At 73.5% G+C, this 19,297-nt stretch carries 15 protein-coding genes; 8 read left to right on the top strand and 7 right to left on the bottom strand.

Going from position 1 to position 19,297, the window contains the following annotated elements:
• Nucleotides 1-155 precede the first annotated feature (155 nt).
• Genes KY5_RS35510 through KY5_RS35500 form a run of 3 tightly spaced genes read left to right on the top strand, consistent with a single transcriptional unit; the run spans nucleotide 156 to nucleotide 2,379 of the window.
• The gene (locus KY5_RS35510; protein ID WP_098246048.1) at nucleotides 156-1,079 is read left to right on the top strand and encodes an NADP-dependent oxidoreductase; all 924 of its coding nucleotides are present in this window, start codon (nucleotides 156-158) and stop codon (nucleotides 1,077-1,079) included.
• Nucleotides 1,076-1,840, top strand: coding sequence for a GNAT family N-acetyltransferase (locus tag KY5_RS35505; protein WP_418952842.1), 765 nt, complete (start codon nucleotides 1,076-1,078; stop codon nucleotides 1,838-1,840). The genes KY5_RS35510 and KY5_RS35505 overlap by 4 nt, the downstream gene beginning before the upstream one ends.
• Nucleotides 1,841-1,878: 38 nt before the next feature.
• Nucleotides 1,879-2,379, top strand: coding sequence for an FBP domain-containing protein (locus KY5_RS35500; protein WP_098246047.1), 501 nt, complete (start codon nucleotides 1,879-1,881; stop codon nucleotides 2,377-2,379).
• Between the two features lie 4 nt (nucleotides 2,380-2,383).
• On the opposite strand, the gene KY5_RS35495 is transcribed toward KY5_RS35500, so the two are convergent.
• Both KY5_RS35495 and KY5_RS35490 read right to left on the bottom strand, forming a co-directional pair.
• Entirely contained in the window at nucleotides 2,384-2,773 is a 390-nt protein-coding gene (locus KY5_RS35495; protein WP_098246046.1) for a (2Fe-2S) ferredoxin domain-containing protein, read from the bottom strand.
• Nucleotides 2,774-2,780: 7 nt separating this feature from the next.
• Complete coding sequence (locus tag KY5_RS35490; RefSeq protein ID WP_098246045.1) at nucleotides 2,781-4,121, bottom strand: 6-phospho-beta-glucosidase; 1,341 nt, start codon at nucleotides 4,119-4,121, stop codon at nucleotides 2,781-2,783.
• A gap of 97 nt (nucleotides 4,122-4,218) precedes the next feature.
• On the opposite strand from KY5_RS35490, the gene KY5_RS35485 reads away from it, so the two are divergent.
• On the top strand, nucleotides 4,219-5,088 hold the full coding sequence (locus KY5_RS35485) for a hypothetical protein (RefSeq protein ID WP_098246044.1): 870 nt from the start codon (nucleotides 4,219-4,221) through the stop codon (nucleotides 5,086-5,088).
• 67 nt (nucleotides 5,089-5,155) lie between these two features.
• The gene (locus KY5_RS35480; RefSeq protein WP_098247694.1) at nucleotides 5,156-6,478 is read left to right on the top strand and encodes an MFS transporter; all 1,323 of its coding nucleotides are present in this window, start codon (nucleotides 5,156-5,158) and stop codon (nucleotides 6,476-6,478) included.
• Between the two features lie 53 nt (nucleotides 6,479-6,531).
• Here KY5_RS35480 and KY5_RS35475 read toward each other — a convergent pair whose 3' ends face one another.
• From KY5_RS35475 to KY5_RS35455, 5 genes are all read right to left on the bottom strand, one after another.
• Entirely contained in the window at nucleotides 6,532-7,023 is a 492-nt protein-coding gene (locus KY5_RS35475; protein ID WP_098246043.1) for a thioesterase family protein, read from the bottom strand.
• On the bottom strand, nucleotides 7,020-7,976 hold the full coding sequence (locus KY5_RS35470) for a 3-hydroxyacyl-CoA dehydrogenase NAD-binding domain-containing protein (protein ID WP_098246042.1): 957 nt from the start codon (nucleotides 7,974-7,976) through the stop codon (nucleotides 7,020-7,022). The genes KY5_RS35475 and KY5_RS35470 overlap by 4 nt, the downstream gene beginning before the upstream one ends.
• Before the next feature lie 119 nt (nucleotides 7,977-8,095).
• A complete protein-coding gene (locus KY5_RS35465) occupies nucleotides 8,096-8,992 on the bottom strand; it encodes a 3-keto-5-aminohexanoate cleavage protein (RefSeq protein ID WP_098246041.1) in 897 nt (298 codons plus the stop codon).
• A gap of 76 nt (nucleotides 8,993-9,068) precedes the next feature.
• Nucleotides 9,069-9,917 carry a TetR/AcrR family transcriptional regulator gene (locus tag KY5_RS35460; protein ID WP_098246040.1) on the bottom strand — a complete coding sequence of 283 codons (849 nt, stop codon included), beginning with the start codon at nucleotides 9,915-9,917 and terminating at the stop codon, nucleotides 9,069-9,071.
• A gap of 95 nt (nucleotides 9,918-10,012) precedes the next feature.
• On the bottom strand, nucleotides 10,013-13,168 hold the full coding sequence (locus KY5_RS35455; RefSeq protein WP_159072676.1) for an AfsR/SARP family transcriptional regulator: 3,156 nt from the start codon (nucleotides 13,166-13,168) through the stop codon (nucleotides 10,013-10,015).
• Nucleotides 13,169-13,311: 143 nt separating this feature from the next.
• Here KY5_RS35455 and KY5_RS35450 point away from each other — a divergent pair, with 143 nt between their 5' ends.
• The 3 genes from KY5_RS35450 to KY5_RS35440 are packed head-to-tail and all read left to right on the top strand — an operon-like array spanning nucleotide 13,312 to nucleotide 19,239.
• On the top strand, nucleotides 13,312-15,876 hold the full coding sequence (locus tag KY5_RS35450) for an FtsX-like permease family protein (RefSeq protein ID WP_098246038.1): 2,565 nt from the start codon (nucleotides 13,312-13,314) through the stop codon (nucleotides 15,874-15,876).
• A 26-nt stretch (nucleotides 15,877-15,902) separates the two neighbouring features.
• Nucleotides 15,903-16,670, top strand: a complete 768-nt coding sequence (locus KY5_RS35445; protein WP_098246037.1) for an ABC transporter ATP-binding protein — start codon at nucleotides 15,903-15,905, stop codon at nucleotides 16,668-16,670.
• Between the two features lies 1 nt (nucleotide 16,671).
• On the top strand, nucleotides 16,672-19,239 hold the full coding sequence (locus KY5_RS35440) for an FtsX-like permease family protein (protein ID WP_098246036.1): 2,568 nt from the start codon (nucleotides 16,672-16,674) through the stop codon (nucleotides 19,237-19,239).
• Nucleotides 19,240-19,297: the final 58 nt, after the last annotated feature.

Here is a 19,297-nt window from a genome sequence, read left to right as displayed (position 1 = left end):
GGTCAAGGGTCGGTCCGGGAAAACTTTTGGACCCGTTCAGTTTTTGCTCGTTACGGCCTCGTGAACGCTCCTCCGCCCCGGGAATAGTCGGGCGATCTTGGTGGTCGTCCCCTACGGAAGCCGATCCAGGCAAGATCGAAGTGAGGGGAGTCCAGATGCCCAAGGCGTACGTATTCACCGAGCACGGCGGTCCCGAGGTGGAGACCTTCCTCGACCTGCCGCGACCGGAGCCGGGGCCGGGGCAGCTGCTCGTCGCGGTGCGCGCGGCGGGCGTCAACCCGGTCGACTGGAAGCTGCGCGCGGGCAAGCGGCGGCCCGGACAGGGGCCGCTGACCGGCCCCGAGGTCCTGGGCAGCGAGGTCGCGGGCGTCGTGGAGCGGGTCGGTCCCGGCGTCGAGGGGTTCGCCGTCGGCGACCCCGTGTTCGGCAACCCGGTCACGGGCGGATACGCCCGGTACACGCTGGTACCCGCGGCCATCGCCGCGCACAAGCCGGACACCCTCTCGTTCACGGACGCGGCCACGCTGCCGGTCGCGGCGGCCACCGCGTACGACGGACTGCGGCAGCTCGACCTCCCGCCGGGGTCGACGCTCCTGATCACCGGCGCAGGGGGCGGTGTCGGGGTGGCCGCGACGCAGATAGCCGTGCACTTCGGGCTGCGCGTGGTGGGTACGGCGAGCGCGGGCAAGAAGGAGTTCGTCGAATCGCTCGGCGCGGTCCACGTGGCGCGCGGGCCCCAACTTGCCGAGCGTATAAGGGAGTCGGCGCCCGGCCACCGCGTCGACGCGATCCTCGACCTGGTCGGAGGGCCCGACCTCGCGGAGGTCGCGGGGCTGCTCGCCGACCGGGGGAAGCTGATCACCGCGGCCGCCAAGGAGGCCGTCGCCGAACTCGGCGGCGCCCCGGTCGCCAGGGCCCGCACCGCCGAGGTCCTCGACCAGGTCGCGCTGCTCGCCGTGGCGGGCGTGCTGCGCCCGCACGTGACGGCGACGTACCCCCTGGAGCGCGCGGACGAGGCGCTGCGCGCCGTCGAGGACGGCCACGCACAGGGCAAGATCGTGATCGAGGTGACCGCGTGAGCCGGGTCCTGCCCGAGCCGGGGCCCGCGGCTCGGCCGCGGGACCATGCCCCGCACCCCCTCGACAACCCCGCCTACGCCTCGCTCACCGGGCCGCACGCCCACCTGGCCGAGCGGCGCGGACGGATCGTGCGCTATCCGCTCGACGTGTCGCCGTGGCTCGCGCTCCCCGACGACGCGGGGGAAGCGGACTGGGCGGACCTGGCCGCGCTCGCAGGGCCCGGCACCGAGGTGCCGCTGCCGGGGACGACGGCGGATCCGCCCGACGGGTGGGAGCTGACCTTCGTGCTGGACGGCGTGCAGCTCGTGGACGACGGGATCGCCGCCGCGCCGGACCAGGAGGCCGTGCGGCTCGGGCCCGCCGACGTGCCCGAGATGCTCGACCTGGTCGAGCGCACGCAGCCGGGCCCCTTCCTGCCCCGCACCGTCGAGCTCGGCACCTACCTGGGCATACGGCGTGGGGGCGCGCTCGTCGCGATGGCCGGGGAGCGCCTGCACCCACCGGGCTGGACCGAGATCAGCGCGGTCTGCACCGACCCGGCCCACCGCGGGCACGGCCTGGCGACGCGGCTCGTCCTCGCCGTCGCGCACGGCATCAGGGAGCGCGGCGAGACCCCGTTCCTGCACACCTCCGCACGCAACACCGGCGCCATCCGGCTCTATGAGTCGCTCGGCTTCCGGCTGCGGCGGACCACGCAGTTCCGTGCGGCGCGCACGCCGGGACCCGCGGTCGCGGGGGAAGACGTCGCCGGGGAAAACTGAGAGGACGGTCGCGGCGGGCCGTTGATAGCTTCTGGATCATGCAGCCCGTGAGTGAGAACGAGATCCGCGCGTCCTTCGTGAACTGCTCGAAGGGCGAGGCCCGCAGGCTCACCCTCCCCGCGGGCTTCGCCGACACCCCCTGGTCCGACCTGGACTTCCTCGGCTGGCGCGACCCCAAGGCGCCCGATCGCGGGTACGTCGTGACGTGGCGCGAGGGGCAGCCGGTGGGGATCGCGCTGCGGGCGTCGTCCGGGGCGCGCAAGAGCCTGCTCAAGTCCAGCATCTGCTCAGTGTGCGTGACGCCGCAGTCCGGCTCCGGCATCACGTTGCTCGTCGCCCCCAGGGCGGGGGCGGCGGGGCGTCAGGGGAACTCGGTCGGGCTCTACATCTGCGCGGACCTCGCCTGCTCCCTCTACGTACGGGGCAAGAAGACGACGGCGCTCGCGCGGCGGTTCGAGGAGAGCCTGTCGCTGGAGGAGCAGAACGAGCGGACCGTGCGGAACCTGCGGGGATTCTTGGACCAGGTGCTCGCGGACTGAAGCATCACAGCTTGCGCGGGTCCACCAGTTGGAGTTCCAGCGTCGGTGACAGCTTCGCGATGCCCGGGCCGCCCGCCTCCGCCCATGCCAGTATCCCGTCCACCGACGCGTCGTCCGTGACGAAGCCGATCCAGGCCGGGCGGCCGCCTCGTCTGCGACCCTCGTGGGACGGCTGGACGACGACGATGTTGGCCTGGCCGCACGGGCCCAGGCAGTCGGTCGTGCGGAGTGCGAAGCGGCCGCGTGAGGCCGCTGCCGCCGAGCGCAGCCGCTCCAGTTGCCAGACGTGGTCGATGCCGGGGTTCTTGCGGGCGTCGCCGCAGCAGCAGCCCCTGCACACGACGAGCGTGCAGGGGCGGCGTGCGGCGGCACCGATGGAGACGACGGGACTCATGCCGTGATCATCTCAGGTACGCGAGTCCGGGGTGCACGCCCCGGTAGCCCTCCGCGAGACGGCGCGCGACCGTCACCGAGTCGACGAGCGGATGCAGCGCGAACGCCTTGACCGCGGTGGCGAGCGAGCCGCTGTCGGCCGCCGCGAGCACCTCGCGCTCGACGGCCTTGACCGCGCAGACGAGCCCGGTGGCGTGGCCGGGCAGCGGGCTCACGGACAGCGGGTGGGCGCCGTTGGCGTCCACCGAGCACGGCACCTCGATGACGGCGTCCGCGTCCAGGGCGGAAAGCGTGGTGCCGTTGCGGACGTTGAGGATCAGCGTGGCCCGCTCGTCGCGCGCGATGGCCCGCATCAGAGCGAGGGCGACCTTCTCGTACCCGCCCGATTCGAGGTCCTCGTCCGCCCGCTCCCCCGCCCCCGACGCCTCCCGGTTCTCCGCCATGTACGTCGCCTCGCGCTCGGCCCTGGTGTCGTCCCAGGTCTTGAGCGCGGGGACGGCGGCGCGGGCCATCTGGGCGTAGAAGCCGCCTTGTTGGTCGTGGAGGAAGGCGCCGCGGGTCTGCTCCGCCTCCTGGTAGGCGCGGACGGTCTCGCGGTTGAAGTAGTAGTAGTGCAGGTATTCGTTGGGGATCGCGCCCAGCGACCTGAGCCAGTCGGTGCCGAAGAGCCTGCCCTCCTCGAAGGAGCCGAGGAGTTCCGGGTCGGCGAGCAGGCGCGGGAGTTCGTCGCGGCCTGCGATGCGCAGCCCTCGCAGCCAGCCGAGGTGGTTGAGGCCCACGTAGTCGATGAACGCCTCGTCGGGGTTGCCGCCGAGCACCCGCGCGACGCGGCGGCCGAGGCCGACGGGCGAGTCGCAGATGCCGATGACGCGGTCGCCGACGTGCCGGGACATGGCCTCGGTGACCAGGCCCGCGGGGTTGGTGAAGTTGATGACCCAGGCGTCGGGGGCGAGTTCCTTCACGCGGCGCGCGATGTCGACGGCGACGGGCACGGTCCGCAGGCCGTACGCGATGCCGCCCGCGCCGACCGTCTCCTGCCCGAGGACGCCCTCGGCGAGCGCGACGCGCTCGTCGGCGGCCCGCCCCTCCAGACCGCCCACGCGGATCGCGGAGAACACGAAGTCGGCGCCGCGCAGCGCCTCGTCGAGATCGGTGGTGGCGGTGACGGACGGCGCGTCGGGCACGCCGTCGGCCTGTTCGGCCAGGACGCGGGCGATGGCGCCGAGCCGCCCCGCGTCCAGGTCGTGCAGGACGACCTCGGTGACGCGGCCCTCCGCGTGGTCGCCGAGCAGCGCCCCGTACACGAGCGGGACGCGGAATCCACCGCCGCCGAGAATGACCAGCTTCACGCCTCAACCACCTTCTGTCGGACCATGTATCGGCTCCTCTCACGTTACGTACGATTGCGCCGCAGCGACCCGAACCCCCACGGAGGTACGCACACCGATGAGCCCGAAGAGATCACTCAAGACGTCCGCCGCCCTGCTCGGCGCCCTCACACTGGCCCTGTCGACGGCCTCGGCCGCCTCGGCCGCGCCCCGCTCCCCCGGCGGCTGGCAGGAGTCCGGCACGTCGTACGTCAGCTCGCTCACCGGCAGCCAGGGCCTGGCGAGCCGCGCGGACGGCGGGCTCCTGTACCGGGGGCTCGGCTCCATACCGCTCGATCTGCGCGTCAAGGGCTGGGGGCACATAGGCGACCCGGACATCGCGCGGGGCCACACCTTCGACGCCTACCAGGGCGGCGACGACGCGAAGTCGAAGATGTACGCGGTCACCACGCCCGGTGGGCAGCGCTACCTCTACGAACACCCCCTGGACCCGGGCGAGAAGCTCAACAACTCCTTCGCGGCCGTCTCGCCCGACGCGCAGTGGCTGGTCTCCGGCGAATGGGGCGACCAGAACCGCCTCCAGGTCTTCCCCGCCCCGCTGCTCAACTCCTCGACCCCGCCCACCGGGGGCACCCTCGCGCAGGCCGGGCAGATCTCCCTGGACAAGCCGGTCCGTGACATCCAGGGCTGCGACTTCGCCTCGGACACGCGCCTGGTGTGCGCCTCCAACGACGTGTCCAAGGAGCTCTTCCCCGAGGACCGCCCGGTCCTCCAGGTCGACCTGGAGCGCCCGCTCGACGGCAAGCCGGTGACCGGCCACGTCTCCAGCCTCTTCGCGTCGCCGCAGCGCAGCATCTGCTCCGGGGGCTTCGAGACGGAGGGCGTGGACTACGACTCCGAGCGCGGGACGCTGCGCGTGGAGGTCGTTCCGCCCGCGCCGTGCCTGGTGACGACGGCGGTCTACTCGTACAAGCCGACGACCGGCTGAGCGCACGCCCCGTCCGCCTGACGGACAGCACGTGTGGGGCGCCGCCGCGCAGGGGAAGGTCGTGATCATGACACAGCACGACGAGCAGGTGACGACGGCCTCCTCTGCCGACGCCCACACCTCCGCCCACGCCCACGAGCGGCGCCCCGTGCGCCAGTTGCTCGCCGCTTCGGTGGGCAACGCGGTGGAGTGGTACGACTGGTACGCGTACACGTTCCTCGCGACGTACATCGCGGGCCAGGTCTTCCCCAAGGGATCGGGGAACTCCCTGGTCCCCCTGCTCTCCACGTTCGCCGTGTTCGCGGTGGGCTTCTTCATGCGACCCGTCGGCGGCCTGCTCATGGGCGCGGTCGCCGACCGGCGCGGCAGGCGTGCGGCGCTCACCGTCACCATCCTGCTGATGGGCGGCAGCAGCCTGCTGGTCGGCCTGACCCCGACGTACGCGTCCGTGGGCGTGCTCGCCTCCGTGGTCCTCGTCGCCGCGCGGCTGCTCCAAGGGCTCTCGGTGGGCGGCGAGTTCGCGGCCTCCACGACGTTTCTCGTGGAGTCGGCGGGGCCGGGGCGGCGCGGGCTCTTCTCCAGCTTCCAGTACGTCTCCACGAGCGCGGGCCAGCTCGCGGCGTCCGGCGTCGCGGCGCTCCTCGTCGCCACGCTCAGCGAAGGGCAGATGGACGGCTGGGGCTGGCGCCTTCCGTTCCTGATCGGCGCGGCGCTCAGCCTGGTCGGCTTCTGGATCAGGCAGGGCGCGCACGAGACGCACCGGGCGCCCGCCGCACAGGGCGAGCGGCCCGGCCTGTTCGACGCGCTGCGGCACCATCCGCGCCAGTCGCTGCTGATCTGCGGCATCACGGCGGGCGGCACGCTCGCCTACTACACGTGGACGTCGTACCTGCCGACGTACGCCGAGCTGAACACCGACATCGACAAGAGCGACGCGCTGCTCGCGGGCACCCTCTCGCTGGGCTTCTTCGCGCTGCTCCAGCCGCTGGGCGGGCTGCTCTCCGACCGGATCGGGCGCAGGCCGCTGCTGCTCTTCTTCGGCGTGGGGTTCGCCGTGCTGAGCGTGCCGCTGCTCAAGTCCCTCACGGGGTCGTTCGGTTCGCTGCTGCTCGTGCAGTGTGCGGGGATGGTGCTGCTCACCGGGTTCACGTCGATCTCGGCGGCGGTGAACGCGGAGGTGTTCCCGGCGCGGGTTCGGGCGGCCGGGATCGGGTTTCCCTACTCGTTGACCGTCGCGCTCTTCGGGGGCACGGCCCCGTACATGGGGACCCTGTTCAAGGAGATCGGGTCCCCTGGGTTGTTCCCCGTGTACGTGGCCGTGCTGTGTGTTCTCTCTTCGGTGGTGTATCTGCGGCTGCCGGAGACTGCGCGTCAGCCGCTTGAACGGTGAGGTTGCTCTTTGGGTGCGGGCCGTGGGGGCTGGGTGCGCAGTTCCCCGCGCCCCTAAGCAGCCCGGGGCACCTCGGCGATTGAGCGGCCTGCCCAGTCGGGGGCCGGTTCGGTCAAGGCCGTGAGGTGCTCGCGGATCTCGTCCGGGAACGGGGTCGTGCGGCCCGCGTTCTGGTCCACGTGGAGGGCGAGGAGTTCCGTCGTCGCCACGGGGGTGGCATCCGGCGACGGGTCGGCGTCCGCGTCCTCCACCACGTACATCTCGTGCGTGAAGCGTGTCTTCTTGGCGTCGGCGCCCAGCATGCGGGTGCGGACGGTCAGGTGGGCGCCCTCGGGGACGTCGTTCAGGTACCGGATGTGGGACTCGACCGTGTAGAGGGAGCAGCCGGTGGACTCGCGGTAGCCGGCGTGCAGGCCCGTCTCGATCATCATGGCGTCGGTCGCGTAGCCGAAGACGAGGACGTAGAAGGCCTCGCTCATGTGGCCGTTGTAGTCGATCCACTCGGGGCGGACCTGCCGGCGGAGCAGGGGCAGGGGCTCGGTCACTTCGTGCCTCCGTTCAGGCGCCCGGTGGCGCGCAGGACGTCGATGACGCCCTGGTCGCGCTCGGCGACGAGATCGGCGATGGTGCGCCCGTCCGCCTCCTCGTCGCAGCCCGCGACCACCGCGTCGTACAGCTTCTTGTCGAGTTCGGGGGCCTCCAGGCGCGTCCACGGCGACTTCAGGGAGGGGCCGAAGTGGTCGAGCATGTGGGCCATGCCGCCCTCGCCGCCCGCGAGCGCGAAGGTGAGCATGGGGCCCATGAACGCCCAGCGCAGGCCGGGGCCCTCGGTGATGGAGTCGTCGATCTCCTGGACGGTGGCCTCGCCGTTGGCGACCATGTGCAGGGCCTCGCGCCACAGCGCTTCCTGGAGGCGGTTGGCGATGAAGCCGGGCACCTCGCTCTTCATGGTGATCACGGACTTGCCCGCGACGTCGTAGAACCGCGACGCCCAGGCGACCGCTTCGGCGTCGGTGCGCTCGCCGCCGACGACCTCGACGAGGGGGATGAGGTAGGGCGGGTTGAAGGGGTGGCCGACGACGAGGCGCCCGGGGGTGGCGGCCGTGGTCTGCATGTCGGTCATCGGGTAGCCGGAGGTGGAGGAGGCGATGACGACTCCGGCGGGCGTGGCCGCGTCGAGCTCGGCCAGCAGGTCGCGCTTGAGCTCCAGCTTCTCCGGTGCGCTCTCCTGCACGAACTGCGCGTCGGCGACGGCCTCTTCGAGGGTCGCGGTGACGGTGAGCCGGTCCTGCGAGGCGCCGTCGGCGAGGCCGAGCTGGGTGAGCGCGGGCCAGGCTGCCTCGACCAGGCGACGCAGCTTCGACTCGGCGTCGGGCGCCGGGTCCCAGGCGGTGACGTCGTAGCCACGGGCCAGGAAGTGGGCGACCCAGCCGCCACCGATGACGCCCGCGCCTATGCAGGCGACGCGGCGGACTTCTTCAGGGGTGGTGGTGGTCATGGGAGTGGGGTTCCAATCGTTGCCGCGGGGGGGTGCCCCTTCCGGGACACGCGGGGGGATGCCCCTTTAGGGGCGCGGGGAACTGCGCGACCAGCCACGACGGCCCCGCAGTCGAAGAGCTACGAACGCGGCCGCAGGCCAAGCTTCTGGCGGGCCTCGTCCGGCGTGGCGACCCGCGACCCGAGGTTCTCCGTGATCCGCACCGCACGCTCGACGAGCTGCGCGTTGCTGACCTTGTTCCCCTTGCCGAGGTAGAGGTTGTCTTCAAGACCCACCCGCACCTGTCCGCCGAGCAGGATCGACTGGGCGACCCACGGCATCTGCATGCGGCCGAGCGCGAAGCTGGCCCACTGGGCGCCCTCGGGCAGCATGTTGACCATGGACTGGAGGACGCCCGGGTCGGCGGGGGCGCCCCACGGGATGCCCATGCAGAGCTGGAAGACGGTGGGGTTGTCGAGCAGCCCCTCCGCGAGGAGCTGCTTGGCGAACCAGAGCTGACCGGTGTCGAAGATCTCCAACTCGGGCCGTACGCCCAGCTCCTGGATGCGCTTGGCGCCCTGGCGGAGCATGTCGGGGGTGGAGATGTAGAGGTTGTCGCCGAAGTTGAGCGAGCCGCAGTCCAGGGTGCAGATGTCGGGCAGCAGCTCCTCGACGTGCGGGAGGCGGTCGAGGCCGCCGACGAGGTCCGTGCCGGGCAGCTCGCCGAGCTCCTTCAGCGGCTCGACCGGGTCGATGACGAGGTCGCCGCCCATGCCCGCCGTCAGGTTGATGACGACGTCGGTGCCGGTCTCCTTGATGCGCTCGACGACCTCGCGGTACAGGCGCGGGTCGCGCGAGGGGTCGCCGGTCTCGGGGTCGCGGACGTGGATGTGCACGACGGCGGCGCCCGCCTCGGCGGCCTCCACCGCGGAGGTGGCTATCTGCTCGGGCGTCACGGGCACGTGCGGGCTCTTGCGGACGGTGTCGCCCGCGCCGGTCAGGGCGCAGGTGATGATCACGTTGTCGTTCACGGGCATGCGGAACTCTCCCTCGGGGGTGGGGTGTTGAGTGCGGGGAACGGTCGTACGGTGCGTACGGGAGCTCGGTGCGCGGTCAGTGCGCGGTCAGCGTGGCGTCGACGTACGCGGTGAGGGCCTCGTGCATGTCGTCGGGGCCCGCCCCGGGGCTGTCCGGGGTGGCCGCGAGGACCTGGGTGGCGAGGCCGTCGATCAGCGCGGTGAGACGCAGCGCGGCGGCCGCCGGGTCGGCGAGGCGGAAGACGCCCTCGGCGACGCCGCGGCGGATGACGTCGGCGACGGTGGTGCGCCACTGCCGGTAGTAGTCGGCGTGCAGTCGGCCCACGGCGGTGGAGCGGGCGGCCTCCGCCCACAGGTCGAGCCAGACGCTCCACTGCCAGCGCTGTTGCGGGGTGCGCGGGATCTGCAGCTCGATGAGCTGGCGCAGCTCGTCGGCGGCGTCCGCGGCGTCGGCGACGCGCGCGGCGCGCCGTGCGGTGTCCTCGTCCATGCACCAGCGCACGGCCGCTTCGAGCAGGTCGTCGCGGCCGGGGAAGTGGTAGTGGATGGCGGCGGTGCTGGTGTCGCAGGCCGCGGCGATGTCCTGGACGCGGACGGCGTGGAAGCCGTGCTCGGCGATGAGGCGGACGGTCTCGCGGATGATCTGGAGCGGGCGGCCGCCCTCCGGGGAGCCGCCCGCGGCGCGCGGGCGCCGGGCGGGCGACGCGGTGGGCGCGGTGCCCAGGAGCCAGCCCGCGTCGACGCCGCCGGTGGCGGCGATCCGGGCCAGCTCGGCCGCGGTGAACCTGCGGGTGCCGCCCAGGGAGCGGGACAGCTTCGAGGGGTCCATCACGATCCGGCGCGCGAATTCGCGCTGGGTCACGTCGGCGTCCGTGATGACTTTGCGTACGCGCTCGGCGACGTCGTCCCGCTGCTCTGGCTGCATGGTGAGCCACCGTACCCATGCGTTGCGATCAGCACAACATGGGACTCGCTAGTCTCCAGCACGCAGCGCGATTGCGTCTCTGACTGATGCATCAGTCACTTGCGCAACGGCCCGGTGGCTGCGGGCACCGCGAGGTGGAAGGGGCACTCGGTGCTGCGCGGCGGCGACGCGGCGCACAGCACGTCGTCGAGGCGGGCGCGCAGGGGCCCGGCCTCCGCCTCCTCGGCTCCGAGGCCCGTCAGGCCCGTCAGGCCCCGCAACGGCAGGATCTCCGCATGCGCCCGGCCCGAGAGCCTCGCCGCGCGGAGTGCGTGTTCCCAGCGGATGTGGGCCAGGACCGTGTCGCCGCGCTCGGCGGCGAGGCGGCCGAGCACGGCGAGGTCGTGGGCCGCGCACTCGGGCCTGCGTCCCTCCTGGTAGCCGGAGACCGCCGTCAGGTGCAGTCGTTCCGCGGTGTCCTTGTCGCCGCGCGCCGATGCGACAAGGGCTCGCAGCGTCGCCGTCTTGGCCTGGAGGTAGGGCTCGCCGGTCTCCTTGGCGTACGCGTCCATGCCGCGCGCGAAGGACTCGGCACGGGCCGGGTCGCCGTCGCCCGCCGCCGCGTAGCCGAGCAGCGCCTTGACCCAGGCGGCCTCGTGTTCGGAGCCGATGAGGAGGAGTTCCTGGTGGACGCCCTGCCAGGAGCGCAGGGCGGCGGCGCGGTCGCCGATGCGCTCCTGGGCCATGCCGGTCATGATCAGCGCCGTGGCCGCGGAGTGCGGGTCGATGCCCGACAGGAGTTCGCGCGCGGTGACGGCGGCGGTCAGCGCCTGCCGGGAACGGTCCTCGGCGACGAGCAGTTCGCTGTGGAAGAGCTGCCAGACGCCGGTCTCCCAGCCGTGCCGGTAGGCGTCGAGCGCGCCCTCGGTGCGGTCGGCGGCCTCGCGGGCCTCCGCGAGGCGTTCCTGGCGCACGTGCACGGTCAGCGCGAGCGCGCCGACGAAGGCCACGACGGCGTCGTCGCCCGCCGCCTCCGCCGCGGGCAGCGCGCGCCTGAGGAGTTCCTCGTCGCCGTGGTCCTGGCGGATGTTGACGCCGAGCCAGCCGCACCACGCGAGCGCCTCGGCGTACCAGGGCGCAGCGGGCGTGGTGACCTTCAAGGCGCGGGCGAGGCGTTCGCGTCCCTCGGCCTGACGGCCCGCCGCGGCCCAGTGGAGGGCGAGGCGGGTGGCGATGCGGGACGCGAGCAGCGCGTCGGCGTCGTCCGTGCCCTCGCCGCCCTGCAACCAGTCCAGGCAGGCGGTCACCTCGGGCGCCGCCGCGCTCATCTCGGCGTACGCCGCTCGGAATCCGCCGGTGCGCATGCGCCGCGCGGTGCGTTCGGCGAGGGTGGCGACCCAGTGGGCGTGGCGGCGCAGGACGGTGGGCTCCTCGCCGTGCTCGGCGAGGGAGGCGCGGGCGTACTGACGCACCGAGACCAGCATCCGGTAGGTGGGGCGGTCCGCCGAGGGGACGAAGACGAGGAGGGACTTGGCGGCGAGGCGGGCCAGGGTCGTGGGCGCGGCCGCTCCGGCGACCGCTTCGGCGGCCTCGGGGGTGAAGCCGCCGGTGAAGACGGAGACCGCCCGCAGGACGGCACGCTCGTCGGGGGAAAGGAGCTGGTAGCTCCAGTCGACGGCGGAGCGCAGCGTGCCGTGCCGGGCGTCGGCCGACCACAGGCGGGTGTCCAGGACGCCGCGCCGGGCGCGGAGTTGGCCGACGATGCCGTCGAGCGGCGCGGTCGCCGCCTTGGCCGCGACCAGTTCGATGCCCAGCGGCATCCGGTCGACGGCCGCGCAGACCTCGCCGATCTCGTGGTCGAGCGCGGCCTCCGCGGCACCGGGAGAGAGGCGGCGCAGGCGGGTGCGGAAGAGCCGCGCGGCGTCGTCGCCGGTCATGGGCCGCAGCGCATACGGGGTCTCGTCCGCGACGCCGAGGCACTCCCTGCTGGTCGCGAGGATGCGCAGGCCGGGGCAGCCCGCGAGGAGTTCGGCGGCCACCTCGCCCGCGTCGCCGAGCACGTGCTCGCAGTTGTCGAGGACGATCAGGGGGTGGGCGCTGCGGTCGGCCACGGCGCGGATCCGCTGGCGCGCGGCCCGCGGCCCGAGCCCGCCCGTCGCGACCTCCATGGCGTCGGCGACGGCGGCCGTGACCCCGCCGGGCGCGCAGGGCACCAGGTCGACGCGCCACACCTCGGCGCCGGGCCGCTCCTCGCGGGCGGCGGCGGCTAGCGCGAGCCGGGTCTTGCCGAGACCCGCGGCGCCGACGACGGTCACCAGGCCCGGATTCCTCAACAGCCGCCGCAGGTCGCGGAGTTCCTCGCCACGCCCGATGAAGTGCGGGTCCGCGGCGGGCTCGTACGCATCGGGGTCGGAGTGGGCGGCGTGGCGGTCGCGCCGGTCGAAGGATCCCGAAGGGGCGGGCGCGGCCGAGGGAGGCGCGAGAGCCGTCGTGCGGGCGGGCGTGGCGGCCAGCACGGCCCGCTGGGCGGCGCGCAGTTCGGGCCCCGGCTCGATGCCGAGCCGTTCGCGCAGGTCCGCGCGCGCGACGCGGTAGACCTCCAGCGCCTCGGCCTGGCGTCCGCACGCGTGCAGGGCCTGGATCAGCAGGGCGCGCAGCCGCTCCCTGTCGGGGTCCTCGTGCACGGCGGCCCGCAACTCCTCGACGAGCGCGGGCGCGTCGGCCGCCGTCTCGCCGTCGTGCTCCACCACGCCCGCGTGGGCGACCACGTCGAGTTCCGCCTCGGCCCGGTGTTCGAGCGCGGTGAGCCGCAGCGCTTCGAGGCGGTCCCGCTCCTGCTGGACGAACGGCAGCGCGGGCAGCCCGCCGAGAGGCGGCCCCGGGTTCCTGTGCAGCAGGTCGCGCAGGGCGGCGGCCCGCCGGTCGGACCCGCCGCGCCCGCGAGCGGCGGCGAGTTCGGCCTCGAAGCGGCGTACGTCGAAGGAGTGCCCTGCCAGATCGAGGCGGTAGCCGGCCGGTCCGGTGCGGATGAGGCCGGGGGCGTGCGGGTGCAGGGCGCGGCGCAGCTTGGCGACGGCCGTGTGCAGGGCCGCGGTGGGGTCCTTGGCGCGGGCACCCGTCCACAGTTCGCTGAGGATCCTGCCGCCGCTGACCGCCGACGGCGCGTGCAGCAACAAGAAGGCGAGAAGTGCCCGTTGGAGCGCGCCGGGAATGGGCACGAGGCGCCCCGCGTCGTCGCGCACCACGAGCTCACCCAGTAATTCGAACTCCATGGCCGACATCGGATCACGCGGCGGGGCGGGCTGCCACCGGTTCGCCGGACAGGCTCGACGTCCGCCGCGGCCCGGGGACATCGCGTGGACAGGTTTTGGACAGGGCGCCCCGTGATCCTTGGGGACGTGATGAGGAGGCCTTCGTGCTGAGGCTGGCGTTTCAGACACTGCGCACGCGACGTGCGCTGTTCGCGGGTTCCCTCGCCGCGGTCACGCTCGCCCTGATGCTGCTCACCGCGTCGGGGGTGCTCCTCGACTCCGCGCTGCGCGGAGAGGGCGAGGCGAACCGCTTCGACGCCGCGTCGCTCGTCGTGACCGGCGACCGGGACGAGGGACTCGACGGCAAGGACCACTCCCCCGGTTTCGGCGACGTGGAGGCGCCGCTGGTGCCGCGCCCACCGGTCGACGGCGACCTCGTGGAGCGCATCGAGAAGGTGGACGGCGTCCGGGACGTCACCCCCGACCTCGCGTTCTCCGCGCAGGTGGTGGCGGACGGCGGGCGTCCGGTCACCCCCGAGCTCGGCGAGCGTTCGCTCGGGCACGCGTGGGAGAGCGCGCGCCTGACGCCCTACCGGTTGCGGGAGGGATCGCCGCCGAAGGACCCGCGCGACGTGGTGGTGGACGCCGCGGCGGCCGCGCGTGGCCGGATCCATGTCGGCGACCGGGTGCAGGTGTTCACGGCGGTGGAGGGGCACGGGACGTACCGCGTGAGCGGCATCGCGGGGCCGCCGGGCACCGGTCTGACCAAGGATCAGGTCGCGCTGTTCTTCACCGGCGCGACCGCGGCGCAGCTCGCCCCGCCGGGCGGTGACGTGCACGCCATCGCCGTGACCACCGCCCCCGGGGAGGACTTGGAGGCGGTGGCTTCGCGTGTCGGGGACACCGTCGGCCGCGGTCCCGGGGTGCGGGTCCTCACCGACACGGCGCGTGCGGAGGTCTCCGCGAGCGACGTGCTGTTCCTGGACACGCTGGTGTTCGTGGTGAGCATGGGCTCCCTGGCGGTGTTCGTGGCGCTGTTCGTGATGGCGAGCGGCTTCGCCTTCGCCGTGCTCCAGCGGCACCGGGAGATCGCGCTCCTCCGGGTGATCGGGGCGACGCCCCGGCAGGTGAAGCGGATGCTGGGCTGGGAGACGCTGTTCGTGGCGGTGCTCGGGGCGGCCGTCGCCGTACCGGTCGGCGCGGCCCTCGCGCGGCCGCTGGCCCGCGGTCTCGTCGACCTCGGCATCGCGCCCGACGAGCTGACGGTGCGGATCACCTGGCCGCCGCTCGCGGGGGCCGCGGCGGTCGGCGTCCTCATCACCAGGATCGCGGTGGTCTCCGCGGCGCGCCGGGCGGCCCGGGTGCGTCCGGACGAGGCGCTGCGCGAGGCCGAACTCGCCGACGGCGGGCTGCCGTTGTCGCGGCTGCTCACGGGGCTCGCGTTCCTGGTCTTCACCGGCTGCTTCCTGTTCTTCGGCATCGCGATGGGCGGGGTGCAGGGCGCCGGGCTCGCCTTCGGCGGTGTGCTGACGCTGCTGATCGCGGCGGCCGTCCTCGGGCCCGCCCTGGTGCGTCCCCTCGTGCCGCTCGCGGGCGCGCTGCTGCGTCTCGTGTTCCGGCGTACGGGACACCTCGCCCTCGCCAACAGCGCGACGGCGCCGCGCCGGGTGGCGGCCGCCGCCGTGCCGCTGATCCTGATGATCGGCTTTCCGGTGTCCGCGCTCTTCATGCAGACGTCGCAGCAGTCGACGGCCAAGGAGTGGGCGGCCGAACGGCTGGTCGCCGACCACGTCCTGGTGCCGAAGGACGCGACCGGGCTGCCGCCCGCCGTGGCGAAGGACGCCGCCCGGCTGCCCGGCGTCGCGTCCGTGTCGGCGACCAGCAGCGCCTGGGTGCGGATCTCGGTGCGCACGGACGAGGCGGAGAGCGTCAACGCCCGTGCGCTCGCGGCCGATCCGAAGCTGCCCGACGCGCTGAGACTGCACGTGCGCGAGGGCGGGCTCAAGGGCCTCCTGTCCGGGACCGCCGTCGCGGTGAGCCAGGAACAGGCCAAGGAGTACGGCTGGCGGGTGGGCGACCGGGTGCGGCTCCGGCTGCCCGACGGCACGCGCACGACGCTGCGGGTCGGTGCCCGCTACGACCGCTCGCTCGGCTTCGCCGACCTGATCGTGCCGAGCCGGGTGCTGCGCGCCCACACGCCGGACCCGCTGCTCGACGCGGTGTACGTGAAGCGCACGCCCGGCACGCGGCAGGCGGCGCTCGACAAGGAGTTGGCCGCTCTCACGCGCACCTGGCCGATGGCGGGCAGCGCCGACCGTGACGCGGTGCGGGACGCGGGCACCGAGGACGCGGCGTCGCAGACGTGGCCCGCGTACGTGTTCAGCGCGCTGATCGCCGTGTTCACGGCGCTCGCCCTGGCGAACACCCTGGTGATGGCGACGCTGGTGCGCACCGGCGAGTTCGCGGTGCTCCGGCTCGCGGGCGCGACGCGCAGGGACGTGCTCGCGCTCGTCGCCGGGGAGAGCTCGGTGGTGGCGGCCTGCGGGCTGCTGCTCGGCGGCGGCGTCGCGGCCGTCGTGCTCGCCGCGACGAGCGTGGCCCTGAGCGGCGGCGTGGACCTCGCCGGACCCCCGCTGTTCCTGGCGGGCGCCGGGGCGGGCGCCGTTCTCCTTACCCTGCTCGCCGCGCTGATACCGGCCTCGCGGCTGCTTCGTGACCGTACCCCGTGACCGTACCGACACCGGAGGAAAACCCCATGACCCTGCCCGATCAGGAGGCACGCCGGTCCGCGCCGCTGACGCGCTCCGCCCTGCGCCTGAACAACGTGACGCGGACCTACGGCCACGGCAACGGCGCGGTGCACGCGCTGCGCGCGGTGTCCGTGGCGCTGCCGGCCGGGTCCTTCACCTCGGTGATGGGCCCCTCCGGCTCCGGCAAGAGCACGCTCCTGCGGTGCGCGGCCGGACTCGACAGGCCGAGCTCCGGCGAGGTGTTCCTCGGGGATACCGACATCAGCAAGATGCGGGAGCGCAAGCTGACGATCCTGCGCAGGGAGCGGATCGGGTTCGTCTTCCAGTCCTTCAACCTGGTGCCCTCGCTGACCGCGCGGGAGAACATCCTGCTGCCGTTCCGGCTCGCGGGGCGGCGGCCCGACCGCGACTGGATGCGGGACGTGATCACGCGCACCGGCCTGACCGACCGGTTACGGCACCGGCCCGCCGAGCTCTCCGGCGGCCAGCAGCAGCGCGTCGCGGTGGCCCGCGCCCTGGTCACGAGGCCCGAGGTGATCTTCGCCGACGAGCCGACGGGGGCGCTCGACCTGAGCTCGGGGCAGGACGTCCTCCGCCTGCTGCGCGAGGTCGTCGACACGACGGGGCAGACCCTGGTGATGGTCACGCACGACCCGGGGGCGGCGTCCTACGCGGACCAGGTGCTCTTCCTCGCCGACGGCGTGATCGTCGACGCCATGGACCGGCCGAGCGCGCAGCGGGTCTCCGAGCGCATGTCCCGGCTGGGGGCCTGAGGTGCTCAGGCTCGCGGTGACGGGCATCCGCCAGCACCGGTACGGATTCGTCGGCGCGCTCTGTGCCGCCGCGATGGCCGCGATGCTCATCGCGGCCTGCGGGATCCTCGTCGAGTCGGGGCTGCGGGCGGTGCCGTCGGCGGACCGGTTCGGCGCCACCACCGCGGTGGTGCGGCTCGACCCCGACGTGGTGATCCGCACGGGCTCGGGGCAGAACGTCGACAACGAGAGCTATCCGCTCGACCAGCCGCCCCGGCTGACCGCCGCGCAGGTCGCCACGTTGCGCCAAGTCCCCGGCGTGGCACGGGTGGTGACGGACACGCCGTTCTACGCGCAGGCCATCGCGGCGGACGGCACCGCGCAGGCCGCCCCCGACGACGGCGTGACCGAGGGGCACGCGTGGCGGGCGGCCGCCCTGACACCGTTCGCGCTGGCGTCGGGCAAGGCGCCGGGGGCCGCCGACGAGGTGGTGCTCGACGCGGGCACGGCGGCGCGCGGGCACCACAAGGTCGGCGGGCAGGTGCGGGTGGTGACCGCCGGGGGCGCGGCCACCTACCGCGTCTCGGGCATCGCCAGGCCGGACGGCCGTGCCGAACTCCCCGACCAGTCCTCGCTGTTCTTCTCCTCAGCCACCGCCGAGCGGCTCTCGGGGGCCAAGGGCGCGGCCGCCTTCGCCGGTGTGTTCAGCAAGGGCGACGGCGCCGACGCGGTGGGGCAACGAGTGCGCGAGGCACTCGACGTACCGCATCTGGACGTCCTGAGCGGCGACGAGCGCGCCAAGGCCGGGGCGCCGGGAACCACCGAGCAACTCGCCTCGACGACGCTGCTGTTCGGCCCGATGGCGGGCATCGGCGGCTTCCTCGCGGTGTTCGTGCTCGGCGGCACCATCGCGCTCGGCGTGCTCCAGCGCACCCAGGAGATCGCCCTGCTCAGGGCGGTCGGCGCGACATCCTGGCAGGTCAGGCGGATGGTCGCGGCCGAGACGCTGCTCGCGTCCGCCGCCGGTCTGCTGCCCGGGTTCCTGCTCTCCGTGCCGCTGTCCGGGCTGATCCTGGACCGGCTGCGCGACCGGGGCACGGCACCCGACGCCTACGAACTGGTCCTCGGGCCGCTGCCGTTCCTCCTCGCCGGGGGCGCGACGCTGCTGCTCGCCCTGCTCGCCGCGCTCGCGGCGGCGGGCCGGATCTCCCGCATCAGGCCGGCCGACGCGCTCCAGGAAGCGGTGTCGCCGCGCCGTCCCGTGACCGTCACGCGGGTGCTGCTCGCGCTGCTTCCGCTGGGCGGCGGCATCGCGCTGTTCTTCGCCACGCAGCACATCGGCGGCGAGGTCGGGGTGGCCTTCCAGTATCTGATCGTGCTGCTCCTGATGGGGGCGGCCGCGCTCCTGGGACCGCTGCTCGCCCGGGTGCTCGAACCGCCGCTCGGCGCGCTCGTCTCGGCGGTCGGCGGCGTCACGGGCTGGCTGGCGCACGCCAACTCCCGCTTCTCGGTACGCCGGGTGGCGTCGATGGCGTCGGCCCTGATGCTGACCGTGGCGATGGCCTGCACGGTGCTGCTCGTCACCGGTTCGCTCAACCGCATCACCGCGGAGCAGACCGACCGGCGCACCCAGGCCGATCTGGTCCTGCTCCCGCAGGACTCGCCGGGGCTGCCCGCCGACGTCGCCGAGGCGGCGCGCGGTCTCGACGGGGTCGCGGCCGTCGCGGCGACCCGGTCCACCACGGTCATCTCGGACGTCCTCGGCACGCCCGACGTGCTCGGCGCGCAGGCGCTCGACCCCGCGGCGGCGGGCAAGGTGATGGATCTCGGGCTGCGCGAGGGCTCGTTGAAGAGCCTGGAGCGCGACGGCACCGCGGCCGTCAGCCGTACGTACGCCAAGCAGCGCGGCTTCGACGTCGGCGACCGGTTCGCGGCCTGGCTCGGCGACGGCACACAGGTGAAGCTGACCGTGGGCGCCGTCTTCGACCGGCCGCTCGGCCTCGGCGACATCCTGCTGTCCGAGCGCTATCTGGGCCCGCACCTGCACGAGAAGCTCAACGACTCGGTGCTCGTGCGCGCCGCGCCGGGCCAGGACGAGAAGCTGCGGGCCGCCGCGGCCGCGCTGGTGAAGGACCATCCCACGGTCGAGGTGACCGACGTCGACGCGTACGCGCACGGCCTGCGCACCTCGCTGGCGCAGAACACCACGGGCACCTATCTCGTGCTCTCCGTCCTGGTGCTCTTCACCGCGGTCTCGATGATCAACGGTCTGCTGATGGGCACGGCCGAACGGGCCAAGGAGGTATCGCTGTTGCGGCTGCTCGGCGCGGGTCGCAGGCACATCACAGGAATGCTCTATCTGGAGACGCTCATCGCGGTACTGATCGGGGCCGCGACGGGCACGGCCATCGCCGTCACGGGGCTCGCGGGGGCGAACGGCGCGTTGACCGGTTCCACCGATTTCAGCATTCCACCGCTCGGCTACTCGCTCATCATCGCGGGAGTTGCCGCATTGGCGCTGATTTCGACCGCTCTGCCTGCCGCGCTCGCGCTGCGCAATCGTCCCGACGGGGTGCTTCCTTCCGTCTGAATAGGGTGGTTGGGAACCGGTAGAACCGGTTCTCAACCAACTTCAAAGACGAACGTAA

The sequence above is a fragment of the Streptomyces formicae genome, assembly GCF_002556545.1.
Classification (GTDB): domain Bacteria; phylum Actinomycetota; class Actinomycetes; order Streptomycetales; family Streptomycetaceae; genus Streptomyces; species Streptomyces formicae_A.
This window is presented reverse-complemented; position numbering and strand designations above follow the sequence as displayed.